Origin of the sequence: Halosegnis longus, from assembly GCF_009663395.1 — an archaeon.
In the GTDB taxonomy this organism is placed as follows: Archaea; Halobacteriota; Halobacteria; order Halobacteriales; family Haloarculaceae; genus Halosegnis; species Halosegnis longus.
Map to the genome: position 1 here is coordinate 115867 of NZ_QKNW01000003.1, position 19756 is coordinate 135622.

The 19756-nt window shown below is 55.9% G+C and carries 14 protein-coding genes; 12 read left to right on the forward strand and 2 right to left on the reverse strand.

Annotated elements, in window-relative coordinates:
• Window positions 1–8: 8 nt before the first annotated feature.
• Window positions 9–974 (reverse strand): helix-hairpin-helix domain-containing protein, encoded by a 966-nt coding sequence (locus tag DM818_RS14775; RefSeq protein ID WP_172977358.1) that lies wholly within the window; start codon window positions 972–974, stop codon window positions 9–11.
• 1703 nt (window positions 975–2677) lie between these two features.
• A complete protein-coding gene (locus DM818_RS14780) occupies window positions 2678–3403 on the reverse strand; it encodes a homing endonuclease associated repeat-containing protein (RefSeq protein WP_153953038.1) in 726 nt (241 codons plus the stop codon).
• Window positions 3404–3749: 346 nt separating this feature from the next.
• On the opposite strand from DM818_RS14780, the gene DM818_RS14785 reads away from it, so the two are divergent.
• From DM818_RS14785 to DM818_RS14840, 12 genes are all read left to right on the forward strand, one after another.
• On the forward strand, window positions 3750–4280 hold the full coding sequence (locus DM818_RS14785; protein ID WP_172977359.1) for a hypothetical protein: 531 nt from the start codon (window positions 3750–3752) through the stop codon (window positions 4278–4280).
• Between the two features lie 253 nt (window positions 4281–4533).
• Entirely contained in the window at window positions 4534–5481 is a 948-nt protein-coding gene (locus tag DM818_RS14790; RefSeq protein WP_153953040.1) for a hypothetical protein, read from the forward strand.
• Window positions 5478–5831 (forward strand): DUF5802 family protein, encoded by a 354-nt coding sequence (locus DM818_RS14795; protein ID WP_235907972.1) that lies wholly within the window; start codon window positions 5478–5480, stop codon window positions 5829–5831. The genes DM818_RS14790 and DM818_RS14795 overlap by 4 nt, the downstream gene beginning before the upstream one ends.
• An 82-nt stretch (window positions 5832–5913) precedes the next feature.
• The gene (locus DM818_RS14800) at window positions 5914–6360 is read left to right on the forward strand and encodes a hypothetical protein (RefSeq protein WP_153953042.1); all 447 of its coding nucleotides are present in this window, start codon (window positions 5914–5916) and stop codon (window positions 6358–6360) included.
• 217 nt (window positions 6361–6577) lie between these two features.
• Window positions 6578–8620, forward strand: a complete 2043-nt coding sequence (locus DM818_RS14805) for a fibronectin type III domain-containing protein (RefSeq protein ID WP_153953043.1) — start codon at window positions 6578–6580, stop codon at window positions 8618–8620.
• Window positions 8621–11851 (forward strand): LamG-like jellyroll fold domain-containing protein, encoded by a 3231-nt coding sequence (locus DM818_RS14810; RefSeq protein ID WP_153953044.1) that lies wholly within the window; start codon window positions 8621–8623, stop codon window positions 11849–11851.
• On the forward strand, window positions 11848–16476 hold the full coding sequence (locus DM818_RS14815) for a beta strand repeat-containing protein (protein ID WP_153953045.1): 4629 nt from the start codon (window positions 11848–11850) through the stop codon (window positions 16474–16476). The genes DM818_RS14810 and DM818_RS14815 overlap by 4 nt, the downstream gene beginning before the upstream one ends.
• Window positions 16477–16533: 57 nt before the next feature.
• A complete protein-coding gene (locus DM818_RS14820) occupies window positions 16534–16884 on the forward strand; it encodes a hypothetical protein (protein WP_153953046.1) in 351 nt (116 codons plus the stop codon).
• The gene (locus DM818_RS14825) at window positions 16884–17156 is read left to right on the forward strand and encodes a hypothetical protein (protein ID WP_153953047.1); all 273 of its coding nucleotides are present in this window, start codon (window positions 16884–16886) and stop codon (window positions 17154–17156) included. The genes DM818_RS14820 and DM818_RS14825 overlap by 1 nt, the downstream gene beginning before the upstream one ends.
• Before the next feature lie 195 nt (window positions 17157–17351).
• Window positions 17352–17912: a DEAD/DEAH box helicase family protein gene (locus DM818_RS14830; protein WP_153953048.1), complete on the forward strand. Its 561-nt coding sequence runs from the start codon at window positions 17352–17354 to the stop codon at window positions 17910–17912.
• The gene (locus DM818_RS14835; protein ID WP_153953049.1) at window positions 17906–18190 is read left to right on the forward strand and encodes a hypothetical protein; all 285 of its coding nucleotides are present in this window, start codon (window positions 17906–17908) and stop codon (window positions 18188–18190) included. The genes DM818_RS14830 and DM818_RS14835 overlap by 7 nt, the downstream gene beginning before the upstream one ends.
• 41 nt (window positions 18191–18231) lie before the next feature.
• Window positions 18232–19701, forward strand: a complete 1470-nt coding sequence (locus DM818_RS14840) for a terminase large subunit domain-containing protein (RefSeq protein WP_153953050.1) — start codon at window positions 18232–18234, stop codon at window positions 19699–19701.
• Window positions 19702–19756: the final 55 nt, after the last annotated feature.

Genomic DNA, 19756 nt, shown 5'->3' on the forward strand with positions numbered 1-19756 from the left:
CTGCGTGCCTATTGGTCAATCCAGCCCTTCGTCGAGCCTGAGAGTTGCGTCTCACCTCCGTGCCCATCCGTGAATTCCGGGTTATCTTCCATCGTTTCAATCATCTCTGCGAAGCCATCCCACTCTTCGTGGTCATCTTCCACACCGGGCGCTCCATCCGCGTTGGCAACCTGTTCATCCGGTGAGGGAGTGAACTTATCATACTCTTCATCGTCCTCCTGCTCGGGGTGTCCGCGTGAGTTGTGGATGAACGCCTCACACCCCACATCGTACTCCTCGGTGATTCGCCACAAGGTGTTGCGAGTGTAGTCACCTTCCTCGACGACGACGATGATATCAGCCCACATCGCCATCGCTTTCTCTCGCTCGCGGAAGGTCGCAGCCCAGTCGACCGCGTCGTAATCATCTGTCGGCTCTCCGTCTGGGCCTATCTTGTGCTGCCCTGGGTTGAACTCTTGACGACCCATCTGGCCTCCTTTCGTGGCGATGTCAGCTTGGAACTCTGACACGACCGCACCTGTCTTCTTGTCGGCGAAGCCTGAGTAGAAGCCGAGGTTGCGCGGGCGAATCTTCAACGAGGTCAGCGCATCGTCCAACTGTTGGCGCAGCTCCTCCTCGGTGTATTTGTCTGCAACGGACACCGAACTGTCCGTCGTTGTCTCATCATCCCGCGTGTCGTCTTCACCCCACAACACGGCCACGTTGGCATCGTACTGATGATGGTTGTTTGCAATCATCCGTTCGGTCTCGGATGCATCCTCGTCAAACCGGCCACGCTCGCGTTTTCGCATCACGCCGAACGCCTTCCCCTTCAGCTGCTTCGCGGTCTTCGCGCCCACACCGTACGCTTCGGTCAGCTCCGACACCGATGCGTCCTTGATGTCTTCAACGCGAGTGAAGCCGATGTTGAACAGCTTCACGGCCATCGCGGTTCCGACGTTCATCTCATTTGCGAGCTCAACGACTGCTGCCATTCCTCGATTGTTGTCAGACATTGAAATCACTGACTGAGAGCACGACTGGGGTTGGGGGGACGACCCCCTTCGCGCCTCATGTTGGTCTATGATTCGTAGACAGCGTAGAGTGCCAGCTTGCTGAGGTTCGTGTCCAGCCGGAGGCTGGAACGCGAAAGCCGATAGCTGGCACTCGGCGAGACGACCGCCGACCGAGGTCCGTGTCCAGCCGTCGGGTGGAACGGCGGTGGTGTTCCACCCGGCTGGCTGGAACGCGAAAGCCGATGGCGGTCGTCTCGCACGCTGTCGGCATCCCTTAACCCTTCCGGGCGGGTCGGACTGCGCGTTCTCCGTGCGCACGCGCGACGGCGCGCGTGTGCGCGCTGTGTCCGACCCGCCTGCCGGTGCGCGCCGACGCGCACCAAACTACGCGCCGAGCCGATGTGGTGTGGTGCTGTACTCGGCTCGGCGCGGTGGCGGAGGGGTTAAGGGATGCACGAATTATCCTGTGCGAAATTGTCGGTAGGGCCCGCTCCGACCAAGGAGCAGACCGGAACCGTCCGTCAGCTTGCTGACGCAACGGAAGCCCGCTGTGCGCAACCATGCACCCCGGACCCGGAACAACGAAAGCCCGGAATGGGCGAACGAATGCCCGGAATGGCCGACGACTGTGTCGGTGCCCCCGCATGCCCGGTTCGGTCCGTCAGCTTGCTGACGCAACCGAGCCCGGAACGGTCGCGCTACGGCACGAACGGCACCGACCATCGGCGTCGTCGGTCACACGCCCGGACCGAGAGACCACACGCCCGGACCGCGAGTGCTCACAAGCCCGCGTCGAGCGACAGCGAGACGTCGGGTTGTGATGGGTCCCGGGAGTCGCGGGCTGTGGTGCGGAAGCCCGCGATTGCGTACTCCGCGCACGCAGTCGCTGTGGACGTGCCACGAAGTCAGCTTGTCTGACGAAGTGGCGGGTCCTAACAGCGAAATTTCGGGTCATGTCCGATATGTCCACCGTGCGGTACGCTCCGGTCGACGTTCAGAGACATATCAACTGCGCGTGACCCTCACCCTCTGGCTCCCTTCGGGGCAATGTGAGTGTGCGCCCCGGAAAGCTGCATCATTGCACAACCCCGACCCTGCGGTGAAAACACCGAGCAGTCGTCTCGATGGTTCCCTACATGGCCAGCAGGTCAACATACCAGCCATTCGTCCTCGACGTGACCGCTCGATGGCCACCAGTCACGATCGAGCTCTACTCGACACCATCCGTGGTCCCGACAGGTCCAGCCTGCCGATCGACGCACACCTACCAGTCGACGTCGACATGATCCTCGGTACAGGCCGATCACGATCATCCACAGCGGATCCTCGTAGCGATCCTGATTGTTCTGGCAGATTCGGATATGTTTTTTAAACAATCCCCCCGCCGTCTACCCGCTGTGCGGTAGGGGAGTACTGCGAGAAAAATATGGGTGCTGTGGGCCAGGGGTTACGGCGATCTGTCACGAGCCCGACCACTCCCTCCAGAGGGTGGTCCGACTTCCTCCAGAGTGATCTCCCTCGTCACTCCCGATCACCGCCGGCCCTCGACGATCACTCCCAACAGTGCCGGTTCACTCCCGATCATGCACTGTCCCGCCCCACCCCAACCCCCGTGGGGTCCGGCCCTCGAGATCGGCCGTTCCGGACGAAAAAAGTTGGTCGCTCCTGAGCCTGGATTTCCGTCACTCCACAATCGGCGCGAGGATATCATCGGGCGGTGACTCCCCTGGATCGGCGTCGTACGACTCCGGATACAGACGCGCCGAGTACTCGTCCAGTCGCTCGTGACAGTCCCGACAACAGAGCACACAGTTGTCTTCCGTGTGTGACTCGGTAATCTCATCGAATCGATCCGTCGGGATGATGTGGTGCATGAACAGCGTCTCCGGCGTTCCATCACAGTTGATGCACGCTGGCTCCCGACCCGCCTCCACTTCAGTCTGAATGAGCTCGGCTTTCAGATCGCGATGAGCAGACGTTGGTTTCCGCCCACTGATGTTGTCCCTGTCGACGCTCGGATCCTTCTTCCGCCCAACCGACGACACGTGCTCTCCAAGCCCAGCAGCGTGGGCTGCATCCCGCCACGTCTCGAAGTGTGTCCGGATCGCCTTCTCCGATGCGAACTCCGAATCGTCGGTGAAATCCGTGAGCCTGAGTCGATCATATCGCTGATAGCAGGTTTGGATCTGCTCACACAGCTCTTCATCTGTGTAGCTGTTCTGGCCCCGTACCACCGACTGTGGCACTGATGATTCGATGATCGCGTCCCGCCATCCACCGAAGTATCGGCGAATCGTCGCACTCGAACAGAACTCATCGTCGGCATCGAACACCGCCGTCGTCAGCTGGTCGTCGTACCGATCATACGCAGTCTCGAGCATCGCCAGCAACTCCTCGTCGTCGTACATGCGACGCTGGCGACAGTATCGCGTAACGGTAGCACACAGATGAATCTATCGGGAGCCGATACGCGAATGAATGACATAACATTTAGGTGTGTCGAGTGTGTACATGCGTATGTCGCGCGCGCGAGCCTCCCTTGCTCACACGCAACTGTTGGTCTGTGTCGGGGAATGGTGTGATCGACCCATCCAGGTATGGGCATGTCGCATGAGTCACCCGTCGTCATCGACATCGAACAGTTCAGCCGAATCGACCACTGGTCGTGAGCGTGCGCCTGCGCCCGATCGCATCGTTGCGGAGGGTTGGTCGGAACAGGACTTCTGGACCGACGACAGCCCCGGCCACGCCTCCATGTCGGCCCAAGAGGACTGGGTCCGATCGAATCCTCGCCCCGCCAGCCACGACGGTCGGGCGACCACCCGGACGACCTTCTACGACGACACGCACACGTCGGGGCCGAGCATGCGCGATCGGCCGAACCACAAGCAGAAATCCTGGACCGATCTCGCTGTCGTCAACGACGACGCGTATGCCCGTGATGTCTCACGTGGTGGGCAGAACTTCGCTGCCGACAAGCGTCGGTGGGTCGAGACGTTCGCCGGCCAGCTCGAAGCAACCTCCTACCAGAAGCAGCAGGCCGTCCATGTGATCGACAACATCGACATGGGGCCGTACAAGGGAGCACGACTCTCCAGTGAGGTCGTTGCACTCGGCGTGCTCTCGATGCTGATCGACGCCGACGTGCGCGATATCGAGTACCGGACGGTCGAGCGTGACGCGATGGGTGTGTTGCTGTCGGACCTCAACGCCGATCGCGATGACCTTCGACAGGTCCGCCGACTCATCCACAAGCACGACTACGAGCTGTTGTTCCCTGAGTAGTCAGTGTGCGGGCGAGAAACGATGGATCTGGCCGACCAGGGTGTCCCTTTGAAAAGGGACATGGTGACTACAGATCAAGCGACAGGGCGCCGGGCCCCCGCCTACTCCTCCTGTCCACCCCCATTTCGTTCGTTGCCTTCACGCCATTCACCTCCGGCCCCTGTCATGCTTCGGCCCTCCACCACGGCTTCACATTTCCCCCCGTAGCGCGTGGGGGCAACGCCTCCCCCTTCCCTTCCGACATCGTCGCATTATGGTCAGTGAGACGCCCACTCGTGGACGCTGTGGCTCTCGGGTTACTACCAAGTCCGGGCTGGAGGTCCACGAACGTGGACTCGATGAGTATGAGCCTCTCACCGATCAGTCGATCGTCTGTCTTCGACTGCTCGACCCGTCCGGGTCGGACATCGTCGAGTGTGAGCCAGAGTATGACGATCTGAATGAGTATCTCTGGAGCGACTACGAGCCATCCCACGTCGCACTTACGCCAGATCACGAGGCCGAGTTCGAGAACATCGATCTCGAGTTCGAGCCCTGCGACCGCCCACCGGTTGGTGAGGACCTAGCGGACAACCAGACAGCCACCACGGTCGGCGACGTCGACTGTGAGGACAGCTCGTGGTTCGACCTGACCGGACAGTCGGTGAACGTCACGAACCGCTACAGCGAGCTTGAGGGCTACTGTGAGCGGTACCCCATGGATAACGGCCTCTGTTACGTCCACGGTGGCGCGTCCGATCTCGGCGCTCCCGAGGGGAACGCGAACGCGATGATCCACGGGATGGAGGCCAAGCGGACGACCTACTGGAACTCGCTGGAAACCCAGGAGCGCGCCAACATCGAGGCGTGGGTCGACGACTTCCTCGATGATGCACCGTTCACCCGCGACCACCGCGGAAAGGTGAACGAACTGTATCGTGCCTGTATCGACATGCACCGTGCTGCTGGTGGACTCGATGAGTACGTCGATCCCGACGGCGACCACGAGGGGCTCACCAAGCAGGTCGTCGTCGACACGGACGAGAACGGCGATGAGGTGTACGCCGAGGGCGAACATCCGGCGAACCTCCCGTACTCTCGACTCGACAGCGACATCACGTCGAAGCTGGAGACGCTCGGTGTGATGTCAAGTCCTGAGCAACAGAAAGCCGATGCCGAAATGTCGATTGCACAGAAGCTCTCGGGGATGGGCGACGAATGATCCCCCAGTGCCAGCCCTTCTCGAGTGCATACAATCTGCTCGAGCTCTCGACGATTCCCGCTGATGTCGAGGTTCCGCGTGTGAACGATCGGCTCTACAACTCGCTTCGTGACCCACAGGGCGATGCACAACAGACGCCCGTGATCTTCCGCCACCAGCCCCGACAGACACACTTCACGGTCCACCCGGACACTGGCGTTCCAGTCCACCAGATCGAGGTTCCACGTCGGATGTTCGATGGGTTGGATCTCGCTCGCGGTGCCTCCTACGTTCCCTACTTGGTGGCCCGCCCGCGTCATGCCGTTCGACTCCGTCGAATGGTGGACATCGACGAGACGTACATCGACTAGATCGGCCCTCGCAGTTTTGTCGCACATTGGTCTGTTGTGAGCTCGCGTGCTGTGTGTGCTCCCCAGGCCATGTCATTCTACCATGGTAACCCAGCTTCACGATACAGGGGAAGAGGCACTGCTCGACGCATTCTTCGAGGAGTCGCTGTCGAAGCCGTCGAGTGTCTCGATCACGCTGTTCAACGATAGTACCGACGCACTGACTGACTCGTCCGATCTGGGCGACATTTCGACCGAACCGACCGGCTCGGCGTTCGCCCGACAGACGGCGAGCTTCGGAACGACCGACTTCAGCAATCAGGACAACTCCGGCGACTGGGAGACGATCATCGCTGACAAGACGTTCGACACCTCTGACTCGAACCAGTCTGTCGACTCCTATGCGGTGATCATCTCGTTCACCTCGGACGACACCGGCGACTCCAGTGCAAACGAGCATCTGCTCTTCACTGGATCGCTGAACCAGTCGTACAATCTCGGGGACATCGATACGTTCACCCTCTCGGGTTCGGGCATCTCCCTGACGTAGAGCCCACTACCGCTTTTTGTCGCACGCAGTTCGCACGTACAATGCTATCTGGAACACATCTGACAGCCAGCCCGGAGACACGTTCCAATAGCTCGCTGTCGTCCTACATCATCGAACGATAGTCCAACTGAATTTACTGATGAATACTAAAAATTTGACAGAGTGTATTGACCACGAACGTCGAAGTACCGCAAATCTAATTTTGGTGAAATAATTTATGGTTCAAGCAGGAGAAACAATCACGTACACATGGAGCGGGGGCGACGATGACGGAAAGCACGTTCTGGATATATCGTCTATTGGTGAGATTACTATAGACTACATCGACGGAGCGGGGGGGACTGGAACAGCGGGTTCTGCTGGTGGTCGCGTTGAAAATGTAACTGCAAACGTATCTAACCACGACACATTATATGTGTGGGTAGCTGGTGGTGATGGTTCGAATACCACTGAACTCGGTCGCTACCAAGGAGGACAAGAAGGGTATATGGGTGGTGGTTCATCAGAAGTATCTGTCGTTAATACCGACGATAGTGACTCTGAAACAGAACCATTCATTGCTGCTGCTGGTGGTGGTGGCGGTGGATATAGTAGTAACCAATTCATAGGAGCAACACGCGGTGGGGGTGGCGCAAGAGGCGGGAGCGGTTCTGACAGTAATAGTGAGGACGGGAATGGACAAGCACCGCCACTTGGTGGCGATGCAGCAATAGACGGTGGGGCTTCAGAAAGTGGTGACGGTGCTATCAGTGGCCACGGCTCTTCTGTTTCTACATCTGGTGGAACAACAATCAAAGGTGGCGGGTCATCAAATGAAACAGGTGGAGAAATCCAAATTACGTATAAAGCAGGCGTTTCTCCACCATCTGCTCCCCAAAACGTGTCTGCGTCCTACATTGCTGATGACCAGATAGACTTCTCGTTCGATGCTCCCCCAGATTGGGGTGGTGAAGAGGGGTCATATGACGTTGAAATTCTTCGAGACAATGGTTCATGGAAGAACCCGTCAGGTGGGCCAACTTCACCGTCTTCTGCTGGCACATACTCGTATGGGCCAAACTCTGACACTGCCTATGGTAGACAAGTTGGGGTAGACTCATCTTTCGAATTCCGCGTTCGAGCAACGAACTCTGCTGGTAGCTCGTCGTGGGGTGTGTCATCAACAATTTACACAACACCAACTCCTCCACATAGTCCAAACACGTCACGCCCAAGTTCGTCTGAAATTGACCACAATTGGACGGTAGAGAGTGATATTGAATCTGGAACAGAAATTCAATACCGCGAAGATACTGGTTCAGGATACGGTGTATGGACCACACTCAGAACAACTGGACCAAGTGTAATTGGATATGTAGAAACAGGATTACCTGAAGATGTACGAAGACAATATAGATATAGACACGTTGTCGGGAGCGAGAATGCATCTGAGTGGGTATATGCTGATTATGGCAATGAAGGAAACATCTATTTCGAAGATAGTTTTGACAGTGGTAATTTAGATAAATGGGATGAAACAACCACCAATGATGCTCGCTCGCAAGTTGTTTCTGACTCAAGTGCAAGAGATAGCATTAGCTATCCTGATACTGGTTCACAATATCTTCGACTCGACGCTTCAGACAGTGTAACAAAAAACCTCGGTGACCTTTCCACCGAAACGGATGTAATTGTTCGTGCAACTATCGGTGTTGAAGGATTGGATGACAGTGGAGATTGGATACACCCACGTTGGTATGATGGAAACAGTTGGAATACACTGAGAGACTTTTCGACAGCATACAATCTTAATGGGTGGGTACAGTTCACTGCTAAAATTCCTGATTCTAATCTTTCAACGAATAATAAATTACAGTTTTTGTGTGCAAGTCAAGGAGGAAACTATCATTACATCGACAGTGTGGTTGTCTCCGACATTCTGCATGAATACACGAATCCCACCGCTCCAAGTGGTCTTTCGTTAGACACGTCAGTTGCAGACGAGATCTCACTTTCATGGAACAATAACAACCCCTTCGGCGACTACTACCAATTCCAGTGGCGTGTTGCTGGTAGTGGAGATAGCTGGACAACTGAATCAGCATCACAAACCACAGCCACCCACACCGGAGTGGACGACGGTGAAAAGTATGAGTATCTGACTGAGGTGACGGTTCAACAAGCTCGGCGTGGTTCCAACAATAATTCGTACCATGCAGAAAGTAGCATTCAAGAAGCGATATCGCTCCTCCCAGCGCCAACGATTAATTCAATAGAATAAATGACAGAACTCACGATAAATTGGTCAGACTTCTCTGACAACGAAGACGGCTTTCGAGTGTACCGCTCGACCTCTTCGGGAACGACCACAGCTGACTACACTCAGATTGCTGATGTTGCCCCGAACACGGCTTCGTACACTGACACGGGGCGAACGAAGGGTGAAACCTACTACTACCGAGTAGAGGCATACACCGAACACACTACGTCACTCTCCGACGAAGTATCCGCAGTAATAACACCCAACTCGGTCAGCTCTTTGACTGCGACGGGTGGGGACCGTGTTGTTGACCTTTCATGGAGCGAGGGGGCAGGCAACAACAGCGGTCATCGAGTGTACGCAGCAGACGTTTCTGGTTCTTCGACTGCAGATTACACGCAGATTGCTGACCTCGCTGCTGGGACGACGTCATACAGTGACACACGAACTCTTCAAGACGGAGAAAAGTACTTCTACCGGGTTGAGACATACTACAGCGGGAAGACTGCGTTATCGCAGGAGTCTGTGGCTGTTACTGATATTCGATCTCCAACGGTTGACTCGCTTGACTACATCAGCGACGATCAGTTGGATCTGTCGGTTACTCACGATTCCAACTACGGGAATCTTCACGTTCAGATTAACCGCGATTCGAACGGCTACGTAAATCCAACTGGCGGGCAAGTGTATCCGTCAAATGGAGGTACATACACCTATGGTCCTAACTCTGACACACCATACGAACAACAGGTTGGTATAGACTCATCATTCAAATTCCGCGTTCGAACTGAAACAGAGCATAGACAAAGCTCGTGGGTGGAAAGTTCGACAGTTTACACAAGCCCGATTCCGCCACACAATCCGAGTGTATCACGGTATAGTGCTACCGAAATCAACGTTTCATGGACCGATAACAGCGATATAGCTGACAAAACTGCGTTATTCTACAGAAAAGACACGGGTAATGGATACGGTAACTGGAACTATGCAGGCGATGGAGCATCCATTACTGGTGTTTCGAAAGGTTCGGAACAGTCTGTGCTTCTATCTGCATCTGACCAGTTCTGGTTGGGAGAAGATATGCGGGTGCAAATAAAACTCCGACATGAACACTTCAGCTCAAATCGCGATTCTTCATTCATCCATTCCGATTACGGCAACAATAACAACGTCTTCTTCGAGGACAACTTCGAAAGTGGCGACCTGAGTGCATGGGATTCAACGAACCTTGGAGGAAATGCGGGGGTGAAGAATAATAGCGAACATCCAGATTTGAATCTTAATGGCTCTGATGAAGGGTCACACCATTTCTATGGTGAAGGAATCAACGACAGTGAAGCAACCTATCTTCAGAAAGACCTTGGTGATTTGAGCAACGAGAAAAATGTAATTGTTAAGTGTGCATTTTCTGTCGGCTCTCTTGACAACGGTACAGAGAACATCGGCGTCTCATGGTACGATGGCTCTTCGTGGCAATCGCTTGAGCATTTCAATTGGGAATATAACAAGCAAGGATGGTTTGAAGTTTCACTGCTTGTTGACTCTTCACTTCTTTCAACAGACAATAAAGTAAGAGTTGGAACCACTACTACTTCAGCTGGGATGTTTGGTGGCGACCACTTTGCAGTTGACCGTGTGGTCGTCAGCGACATTCTCCACGAATACACCAAACCAGCTCAACCGACCAATCCAACATCAGATACCTCAATTGCGCGTGAGATAACGATTGATTGGGACGACAATCGGTCGTTGTCTAACGGTTCCCCCGAATGGTTTGGGCGCACTCACAACTCTGGAAATGGCTTTACGAAGTACTTCGATAACCCACCACACACATGGGATGGACTACTCGATGGGGAGAAATATGAGTGGCGTCCATCGGTCGTTTATCCACAGGATCGGAGAGGGAGTACTGACAACTGGTGGCGTGCAAATGGACCGACAGTAACCGCAACGACGAAGCTCCCTGCATTGTCGGACCTCTCAATCTCCGATGTTGATACCAACAGTGCCGTCGTAGGTGCGACGGACAATGCGAATAACAGAGACGGATATCGAGTGTTCAAAGGTCGTGATGGGCACTTGGAATTTGACCCTTCACAGAACCAACACGTCATCACGCCACTACAACCGTCCGACATAGGTGTTGACGGAGATTCACCCAAAACGGTTATCGCTACTGTAAACACATCTAATACCAATAAATCAAATCGTGCTGTATGGGAATTTGGAAATCAGGGAACATCTGGTGAAGAATTTTCATTCCGTCGAACAGACTATTCTGAATCTGATGGTTTCAGTTGGCGAGCGCAGTTTTGGAGTGGAGATTTGAATTTCACAGGTGGTAGACTAAATGAAGACATCACTATTGCGCTCACCTATGGAGAGGGTACTTCGGAAGCGTATATTAATGGTAGTTCAAAAGGTGATCTTAACCGCGTTCTCAATACCCAAGATGGTCAGTCATTCCGTTTGGGGCATTGGTCCGGTAAAGAATATTGGGATGGGGATATTAAAGATGTAAAAGTCTACGATCGCCGTCTTTCATCTTCGGAAGTCTCTGCCGACGCTGAAGGAGAATTAATTAACGACGGGCTTCAAATGTGGCTTCCACTGAACGACGGTTCAGGAAACACCGCTGAAGACTACATCAACAACTACGATGGCGACTTAATTAATTCCCCAACATGGGTCGGTGGTGGCCCGATCGAGCAGGACGGAGCAGACATCGCTCCAGTAGACTTCCCGCGATATTGGGACATATCGCAATACGGTGGAGACGTAGAGGTATTGGGAAGTTATGAAGGATACGAGGATGTTGTTCAGCTCGACCGTGTTGACGGACGGTTTGATGATCTATTCTCAGGCCAATTCAAGCAGAGTGACTTCCCTGACTTTGAGGGTGATGGGAACTACGTCCACATCGGATTCTACGCAAAGTGGGACCAAGTAGTTGGTTGGGGGACTGGCTTTGGTAGAGGAGAATGGGTTGTCAAACCCGACCCAGATCCGAACAAATACCAATATTATGAAGCCCGCTCAGATGGACAGAACGGCGAGTATTTCAGAATGTACTACAGTAAACAAGATTCTGGACCCGCTGTCTATGTAGCTGAACCTGATATATGGAAAGAAGGCGTTGACCCCCCATATCGAACAATCGAGCACACCATCGATGGCCTCCCCGAGGGTGAGGCCTACGTCACACGGATGAGCACATTCACTGAACACACGGAGACATTCGACCAATGAGCCCAGCGACTTTCACGACCGAGCTGCCCGAGCCGACCAACCTCACGATTATTAACGACGCTGGCGATCTCGCCATGTCGTGGACTGTCCAATCATCGGACCAGACAGGATTTGCCATCTATCGGAAAGATAGCACTGGCTCAGTGACCCAAATTGCGACTGTTGGCTCAACAACAACGTCGTACACTGATACAGCAGTCTCGCCGACGGACGACTATACATACTCGGTCGAAGCAACGACCGAAGATGCAACGAGTGAATACAACACTGCGACATGGACAAACGGTAATCGTCCTGTAACAGCATGGACCAGTGCCAACGTAACTCCTGAGACCGAGAGAACCGCAAGTGTGAGCCAAACGCTTGCAACGCTCGGTGTCGGCGTTGCCTCAAGTGTCACTAGTACAGCGTCTGCTGCAACGACAAACAGCGCGTCGGGAGGGTCTACGACTGCAGGTGGGTTCACGAGCCAGCAGGACGAGTCAGACATGACGTCGATGGAGTCCGCCGTAGCGCCATCAGATGAGACCACAACAACGACTGATGGTGCAACGATCACATCGACGACGCAAACACGATCTGCAGCTGTATCGACGAGCTCGACTGGTGTAAGCGCCACCGGCCAATCCGGGCTTGTCTCCCACGACAGTGGTACGTTTGTCACGCCAAGTACGACTGGGACACAGCAGATCACTGACGTCGGGTTCGAGCCCGATCTCGTTGTCTTCGACGCAACGAACACAAACGGCCAGTTCGGCACCGAGAAGAATTCCGGTTCGACCTACGGACTTACTCGTGGTGCAGCTCACCGATCGAGGGATGGAGAAATCAGCGAACAGTACATCTCTGCAGCGTCTGATTCCCACTCAACAAACGAAGCATCTGGGGAGGCCGGCTTCGGTAGCAGCCTCCACGTGCTATTCCACAACGACGCGATCACCGGAACCATCGATGCTTCATGTGTAAGCATGGACAGTGATGGCTTCACCCTCGACTACAGTACGGTCGATCCCGGATCAAAAATCATGCATAGCCAGGTGCTGGTCCAATATACGGCCTACGAGTTCGATGATCCAAGTCGGGCATCTGTTGGGCACTTCCGATGTCCGGATTCGGCACGGACGATCACAGAGTCTGTCGGGACGAACGCTGATTATATCGAACTCCGCGCCTCGAATATCGTTGGTGGCCCGACCGATACGAATAATGCAACACCGAGTACGTATGGCCACACATTCGGCTGGATTGTTGATGACGGCTCCATCACCCAGATCACCGCTGCCCAAGGATCAGAGCCAACCAACATCAACAGCCACCACAGTTCACTACACACTGATAGCGCACTCTCGATTCCGTTCCAGAATACTGATACAATCGACGGTGAAACACGAGCAACCGCAACAGATCTCACTGATGGTCTGCTGTCCCTCGACTTCACGTCGGTCAACTCGAGTAACACCGGGCGATCACAGAACATGGTTCTCTACGTGGCGATGGATACCGGGGGACAGACACCCGAGCTCGCAGTCACTGAGACACCAACATCACCATCGACGATCGGTGTACCCGCTGGGTTCGAGCCAGCCCACGTCGAGCTCGTCCAACTCGGCTCTGTATACGAATTGAACACGACGAAATCGTTCAATAACAGTCCGTGGGGCTGGACCTTCGGCACGCTGGATGCTGGGGCAGAGCACTACTACGGCTACTGGGTCAACAGCACGTCGACGAATACACATCGCGCTGCAAGTGCGACAGGGAAATCGATCCGGATGGACTACGTTGACGCCGGTGGAAACAACGGCGGGAGTAGCACGCTCGGGACGATGTCTGCAGCCGGAGATGGGACTGATCTCACATACTCGAATATCTCCGATGGAAACGGACAGCGCCTTGCTGATGGGACAAAGCAGGTCTCAATTGCATGGAAGCAGCCAACTGGAGGCGACGGACGAACGCCTGTTATCTCCACAACGAGAAACGGGGACGTTTCGAGCCTGCTCACCGATGCGTCTCTGAGAGCACACTCGACTGGCTCCATCAGATCCGCCATCCCGACTACAGGGACAACCGTCAGCGTCGAACAGACCAATAGCCAGCTCTCCGACAAGCGACCGATCGTAGCGACCGACCAAGTGACGAACTGTGAACCGCAGTTGGTTTCTGTAACATCACAGACTGCATCCAGTACAACGTCAACTGATGTTGAGGCCACACGACAGACCGCAGGCAGTGATTCGACTGGGGCAACAGCAAAGATCACCTGTGCAGTCGACGTGACTACGTCTGCGACAACCGTACAGACTGTCGACCCAACAACCAGGACGGCAGCTGGAGACGAACGTCCGTCACCAGAAATTGCTGTCACACCATCGGCATCGATTCCAACGACCACAACGTCACGTGGAGCCCCTGTCGACGCGGAACTGTCTCCGGTACCAGGAGAGCAAGGGTTCATTACGAAGCTCGATGAGCCTGGTCCGATCACTGTCTCCACAGAAAGCGCGACCGGGAGTGTGACAACAGCTGTGGTCGTTCCTGCATCAGTTGGCACTGGATACACTGTCACCAACCCAGTATACCCCGGATCCAAGACCGTAGACCAGACATCGATGACGACAATCAGTGGGGAGCCACTGAACTCGGCAGCCCGACTCACTGTTGTGAGCGCTGTCAGTACCACACAGGCATCGACAATCCAGAGTGGTCCACCGGCCCTGACGATCCCTGCCGAACACACCTCGGTCACTAGTCGTACAACGGGTGGTGCTGCATCAACTACAGCAGTAACGTCTGCTCGTACTACCGAGTCTGTCTCCACGAGACTGATTGCGAGCGCGATCGGGCTCGTTTCGACTGGTGCCGGTTATCCGGCAGATGCGACGGCAACGAGTGTGACAAGCGAACCGGCGACATCGGCAACCGCACAATCGGAGCTGACGACCGTGGCGTGTACAGTACGAACAGGTACTGGTCTGACAACACAGACGAGTGACTCCGAAACAGCAGCAATCAGTGGCTCTGCGACCGATCCATCGGTACAACGTGAGACCACCGACGACTCGATCTCAGCTGCTGGACAGGCAACAGGGACTGTCTCAGGTGCAAAAACGATCGTGACAGATGGTGGTGTGAGTACCACATCGAGCTCGGCAACAACGTCGACGCCGATGACGACAACAACGTCCGGCCCAGCTCCTGGACATGCAACAGCCACCCCTGGCGATGGACAGACAGTTCTCACTGTCTCAGCTGCTGTTACCACCGCGACCACGTCACCATTGAAGACGACAGAACAGACAGCAACTGTGGTACCGGGTGCGCCAGTAGTCGGCAGCGCGCGCGTACTCAGTAGTATTCCAGAAACGTCGGTCATCTCACCGAGTACTCGACAGTCTGCCACCGGAACCGCACTACTGTCGGACCCACAGACGACAGCTGTGTCTGGGAACCGAACGGTGACGAGTTCAACCGTCTCACCAGCAGCTGGGCCTGTACTCCTCGAGGCTGTGGCTGGAATCACCGACACCGGAGCAACGACAGTTGTCTGTGATCCACTGACGGCCATCGTCGATCACAGCCAGACAGAACAGGCTGAGACGGCAACGATCGGTGTCGACCCAGCTATCTCGACGACGGCCGGATCCACTGTTGATGCAACGACGGCACAGTTCGTCGGCCCATCGAGTCTGACTGCTAATGCGTCGGCAACCTCAGCAGATGTGGGAACTGAACGCGACATTACAGCAACACCACACACGGCAGCAGCAACGACGACGCAGCTTGATCTCGGATCAAAAAATGCCGTGACAGCAATCTCTCCGATCGCCGGCGCAATCACCACAACGGAATCGCCCGCATTCAACGCGAGTGCCAGCGGACGAGCTCGGACTGTCGATCCGAAAACAAACACTACGGCTGCACCGACACTGCCCCAGTCTGTGACCAACACAGCTGGTGAGGGTGAAACAACGACAACTGCCACGCCAGCCGTCACGACTGTTTCAACACGGACCCTCGACGATACCAACCTGATCGCGTTCCCATCACCAGTATCAGCTGATGGTGATGCACTGATAGTCGATGCACAGACAACAGTAACCGGAGGAGCTCGCACGACAGCAACCGTAACATCACCGACGGTCAGCGACCCCGAAACCGACACCCTCGATCGGGCAAAGGTGGCTTCAGCGACTGTCACAGAAACGGTAGTGACGGCTTCGCTCACGGGAGTCGTCGAAACACAACACTCGGCAGGACAGACGATCAGTGTCGATCCAGACACCACTGTTCTGACCAGCGACGCAACCACGAATACGACCACCATCGTTGCTGTGACCGATCCCGACACGAGCGTCGTCGTCCCGTCTGACCCAGCACACGGTGAGCTCATCGGTCACACCATCGACCCGATGACGACCGTACTGACTGCTGACTCACTAACTGGTGTATCGGGGGCGACCATCACGGCTGCCATCGGGCTCAAGCCAGGCGTGCCACGTCTGAGCGTCTCCCTCGATCAGTTCATCAATCGCGGATCGTTCATCGGGTGGACGCCGGACCAGATCCCAGAGCGGGCACTCACCATCATCACCACCGATCGCGAGCTCGAGTTCCGGTCATAGAGAACACTGGTGACAGACACGATTCCTGTCACCAACTCCGGTCAACAATTGTCGCATATGAGTGACGCTGATTTCCATATCAAAACCGGTGACACGTCTCCATCGTTGGAGGTGGCGCTCACTGACCAGAATGGCCAACCAGCGAGAGATCTTACCGATACAACCGTCAGGTTCGTCATGCGTGACCCAGATGATGATGAAGCCCGTATCGACCGGGAAGCAATCATTCTCAACGCTGAAGACGCCGTTGTCGTCCATCAGTGGCGTCCAAACGACACTGCCGAACCTGGGACCTATCTCTGCGAGTTCAGAGTGGACCTGAACGGTGGTGTTGGTGGCGCATTCTCTCCTGACGAAACGTACCCGTCGGATGACTATGCAGTAATCGAAGTTACGGAGGCACTCTAATGGCATTCCCACGAACAGCAGACGTCGTCCCAGCAGGCGAGAATCGACTCATCGTTCACAACGGTTCGACCATCATCCTCGTCGACGATGATACCGTTGCCGTCATCGATGGGTCAACGCTCGTCCTCGAACAACGATACGAGACACACTCGTACGCTCGAACGGATGCCCAACGAATCGCCCAACGGCTCATGCTCAAAGGCGATTCGCCGACTGAAGTCCGGCGCTCGCTCGAAGGATCGACGGAGTACGGACGAGTTTCCAGCGAGTAAGTCGTTTCCGAACATTTACGTAGGCCACACCCATACGGACGTAGTGCCCGCAGAAGCCCACGGACCCACACCATCTGGACCATGGAGTGGGCCCAGTTTGGGTTTCCAGGGGTGGACGGTATCCGATCCGACCAACCGAACATTGTGTGTCACCGCCCGTCCGGACAACTAATCCAGGTCCGGACGGAACGTCGCATGGTCAGCCCATTCGACCTTACTGACAAGCAAGAAGCATTCGTGGGGAAGGACATCGGCTATTACTTCGGCGATCGACAGTCCGGCAAGAGTACGGCCGTCGTTCATCGAGCCATCCAATCCGCACTCAACGAGCCAGTCATCGTCGTAGCGCCGAACATGCAGATGGCAGAGCTCCTCCGTGAGCAGGTCCTCGAGCTCTGCGACGATGCGCCTCGGATGGACGCCCGGAACACAGTCGCGCTCTACGGTGGGGAGGCGATTCGATTCCGAACTGCCAGCCAGATGGAGAACATACGGTCGATCCATGGGTTCAACGGCGACATCATTGTCGACGAGGCACACGAGGTGCCGGACGATATCATCAAGAACATCCTCACCTACGATGCAAACAGTGGCGCAACCAGCGGGTTCGCCGGTGAGCGATTTCGGAGGCTTCGCGACTACGCGAAGTGGGGGAAGTACGGTAGTGTCGAAGTCGACGCGATCGAATCCAGTGTGGAGTCCTCGAACGACGAATCGGCTGCTGCCCGATCGAAGCCGGTCAACGAACTATGGTGAACGCTGACGTACCCACGCTCGAGGAGATCGAATCGTACATCGCCGACATCATCCACAACATCGATGTCGCACTTCCAGCGCCGAACGTCTCATGGGTCGATGATGAACCCACGCCCCACCACGGCGTGCTTGCCCGCTACGATGTCACGTTCGTCGTCGATGGTCGCGCGTGTGGCTTCACCGTAGACTTCCGCCGATGTGATACCATCGACGACTCGCTCTTTCTCGACACGCTTGCGGTGAAGCTTGCGGAGCTCGCACCGCAAGAGCGTCGCTAACCTGTCGCTCCCCACGTTCGTACACTGTACGAACTAGTCGCATGTCCTCCTCCGCAGATTCGCTTACAGACTACGAACACCTACGGGAAAACCCATCTGAGGCAGTTGAACTCCTCATCGGGAAAGAGCCGTTCGACTACCAAGCCAACTTCCTCGACCATCCTGCCCGCCACAAGGCGTTCGTGTCGGGCCGACAGGTCGGAAAGTCCCTGACTGCAGCCTGGTACGGGCTGATGTACGCCATCACCCATCAGGGCGCGATGGTGCTGATTACGGCGCCATCCCTCCGGCAGTCCTCAATGCTGTTCAAAACGCTTCGCTCTGAGATGAGCGAATCCGGGATGGCTGACACCGCCTGGGGTGTCGACCGCGACACACAGACCATCATCGAGTTCGATAACGGTTCCGAGATCCACTGTCTCCCGACCGGGCGCGACGGGTCGAAGATTCGTGGCTACTCGGCCGACATGGTCATCGTCGACGAGGCATCCTTCATCGAAACGTCGATCTTCGAAGACGTGATCGAGCCCATGACCTTCGCGACTGGTGGCCAGATCATCCTCACGTCAACGCCGTGGGGCACCTCCGGCTTCTTCTACGACAAGGCGACCAAGTGGGCAGCCGACGGGAAAGACGGGACGTTCTCGACGTGGGACCCAGAGACTGGCCGAGGAATCTCCTCCGGGCAGAACCCGCTCGTGTCCGACGAGGACCTGGAGGAGTTCAAGGATGGCAAGACGAAGCGCCAGCTCCAACAGGAGGTCTGGGGCGAGTTCGTCAAGGACGGGTCACAGTTCTTCACGACCGAGTCCATCCGGCAGTGTCAGGCCGACCAGACGGAGATCGCCCAGACTGGCGAGAACGCGTATCTGGGTGTCGACGTAGCTGCAGCCGGTGCCGACCAGACGGTGTTCACGATCATCGACGACCATGGCAACGTCTTCCGCGAGCAGGAATCCCACGACGAGATGGGTGTGCTTGGGGCTGCAGATCGCGTTGCCCAACTCGACAACCAGTGTCACTTCGCCGAGATCGTCATCGATCGATCGGGACTCGGGCAAGGTACTGTCGAGAAGATGCCCGACTACGGCGCGATCGACAACCGTGTCGAGACGGTCTACTTCTCCACCCAGAAGAAGCAGACGGCCTACCAGAGTCTGAAAGCCGAGCTCGAACAGGGTGCGCTGACGCTCCCGAACGATCGCATCCTCCGGCGTCAACTGGAGAACATCGGCTACACGAAGACGAAGACGGGGAACCTGAGCCTCCACGGGAAGGATGGGTTCCACGATGACTACGTCGACTCGCTGTGTCTCGCTGTCTGGGCGATGCCGAACACTGCGGGCGATAACCAGCGCGGGGCTCGGGGCGCGACCGAGGCAGTTACGTCCGGAACCGGTCGGCCTGGTGCAACGAATCCACTGTCGGGGTCGAGTGGGCGACGTGGAGGCAAGGGCGCGAGCTCACGCGGTCGATCCAACCGCGGGCGAGCGTCGAGGAACCGTCGATAACGGTCAGGCGTGAGCAGTCCGTGGTAGTGCTGACAGTCGGTTGACAACACACAGT

Bases quoted from the DNA above. Each gene is read 5' to 3' on its own strand.
- DM818_RS14835 (WP_153953049.1), top strand. From the start codon at position 17,906: ATGGTGAACGCTGACGTACCCACGCTCGAGGAGATCGAATCGTACATC.
- DM818_RS14815 (WP_153953045.1), top strand. From the start codon at position 11,848: ATGAGCCCAGCGACTTTCACGACCGAGCTGCCCGAGCCGACCAACCTC.
- DM818_RS14820 (WP_153953046.1), top strand. From the start codon at position 16,534: ATGAGTGACGCTGATTTCCATATCAAAACCGGTGACACGTCTCCATCG.
- DM818_RS14810 (WP_153953044.1), top strand. From the start codon at position 8,621: ATGACAGAACTCACGATAAATTGGTCAGACTTCTCTGACAACGAAGAC.
- DM818_RS14795 (WP_235907972.1), top strand. From the start codon at position 5,478: ATGATCCCCCAGTGCCAGCCCTTCTCGAGTGCATACAATCTGCTCGAG.
- DM818_RS14830 (WP_153953048.1), top strand. From the start codon at position 17,352: ATGGTCAGCCCATTCGACCTTACTGACAAGCAAGAAGCATTCGTGGGG.
- DM818_RS14780 (WP_153953038.1), bottom strand. From the start codon at position 3,403: ATGTACGACGACGAGGAGTTGCTGGCGATGCTCGAGACTGCGTATGAT.
- DM818_RS14805 (WP_153953043.1), top strand. From the start codon at position 6,578: ATGGTTCAAGCAGGAGAAACAATCACGTACACATGGAGCGGGGGCGAC.
- DM818_RS14785 (WP_172977359.1), top strand. From the start codon at position 3,750: ATGTCGGCCCAAGAGGACTGGGTCCGATCGAATCCTCGCCCCGCCAGC.
- DM818_RS14840 (WP_153953050.1), top strand. From the start codon at position 18,232: ATGTCCTCCTCCGCAGATTCGCTTACAGACTACGAACACCTACGGGAA.
- DM818_RS14790 (WP_153953040.1), top strand. From the start codon at position 4,534: ATGGTCAGTGAGACGCCCACTCGTGGACGCTGTGGCTCTCGGGTTACT.
- DM818_RS14800 (WP_153953042.1), top strand. From the start codon at position 5,914: ATGGTAACCCAGCTTCACGATACAGGGGAAGAGGCACTGCTCGACGCA.
- DM818_RS14775 (WP_172977358.1), bottom strand. From the start codon at position 974: ATGGCAGCAGTCGTTGAGCTCGCAAATGAGATGAACGTCGGAACCGCG.
- DM818_RS14825 (WP_153953047.1), top strand. From the start codon at position 16,884: ATGGCATTCCCACGAACAGCAGACGTCGTCCCAGCAGGCGAGAATCGA.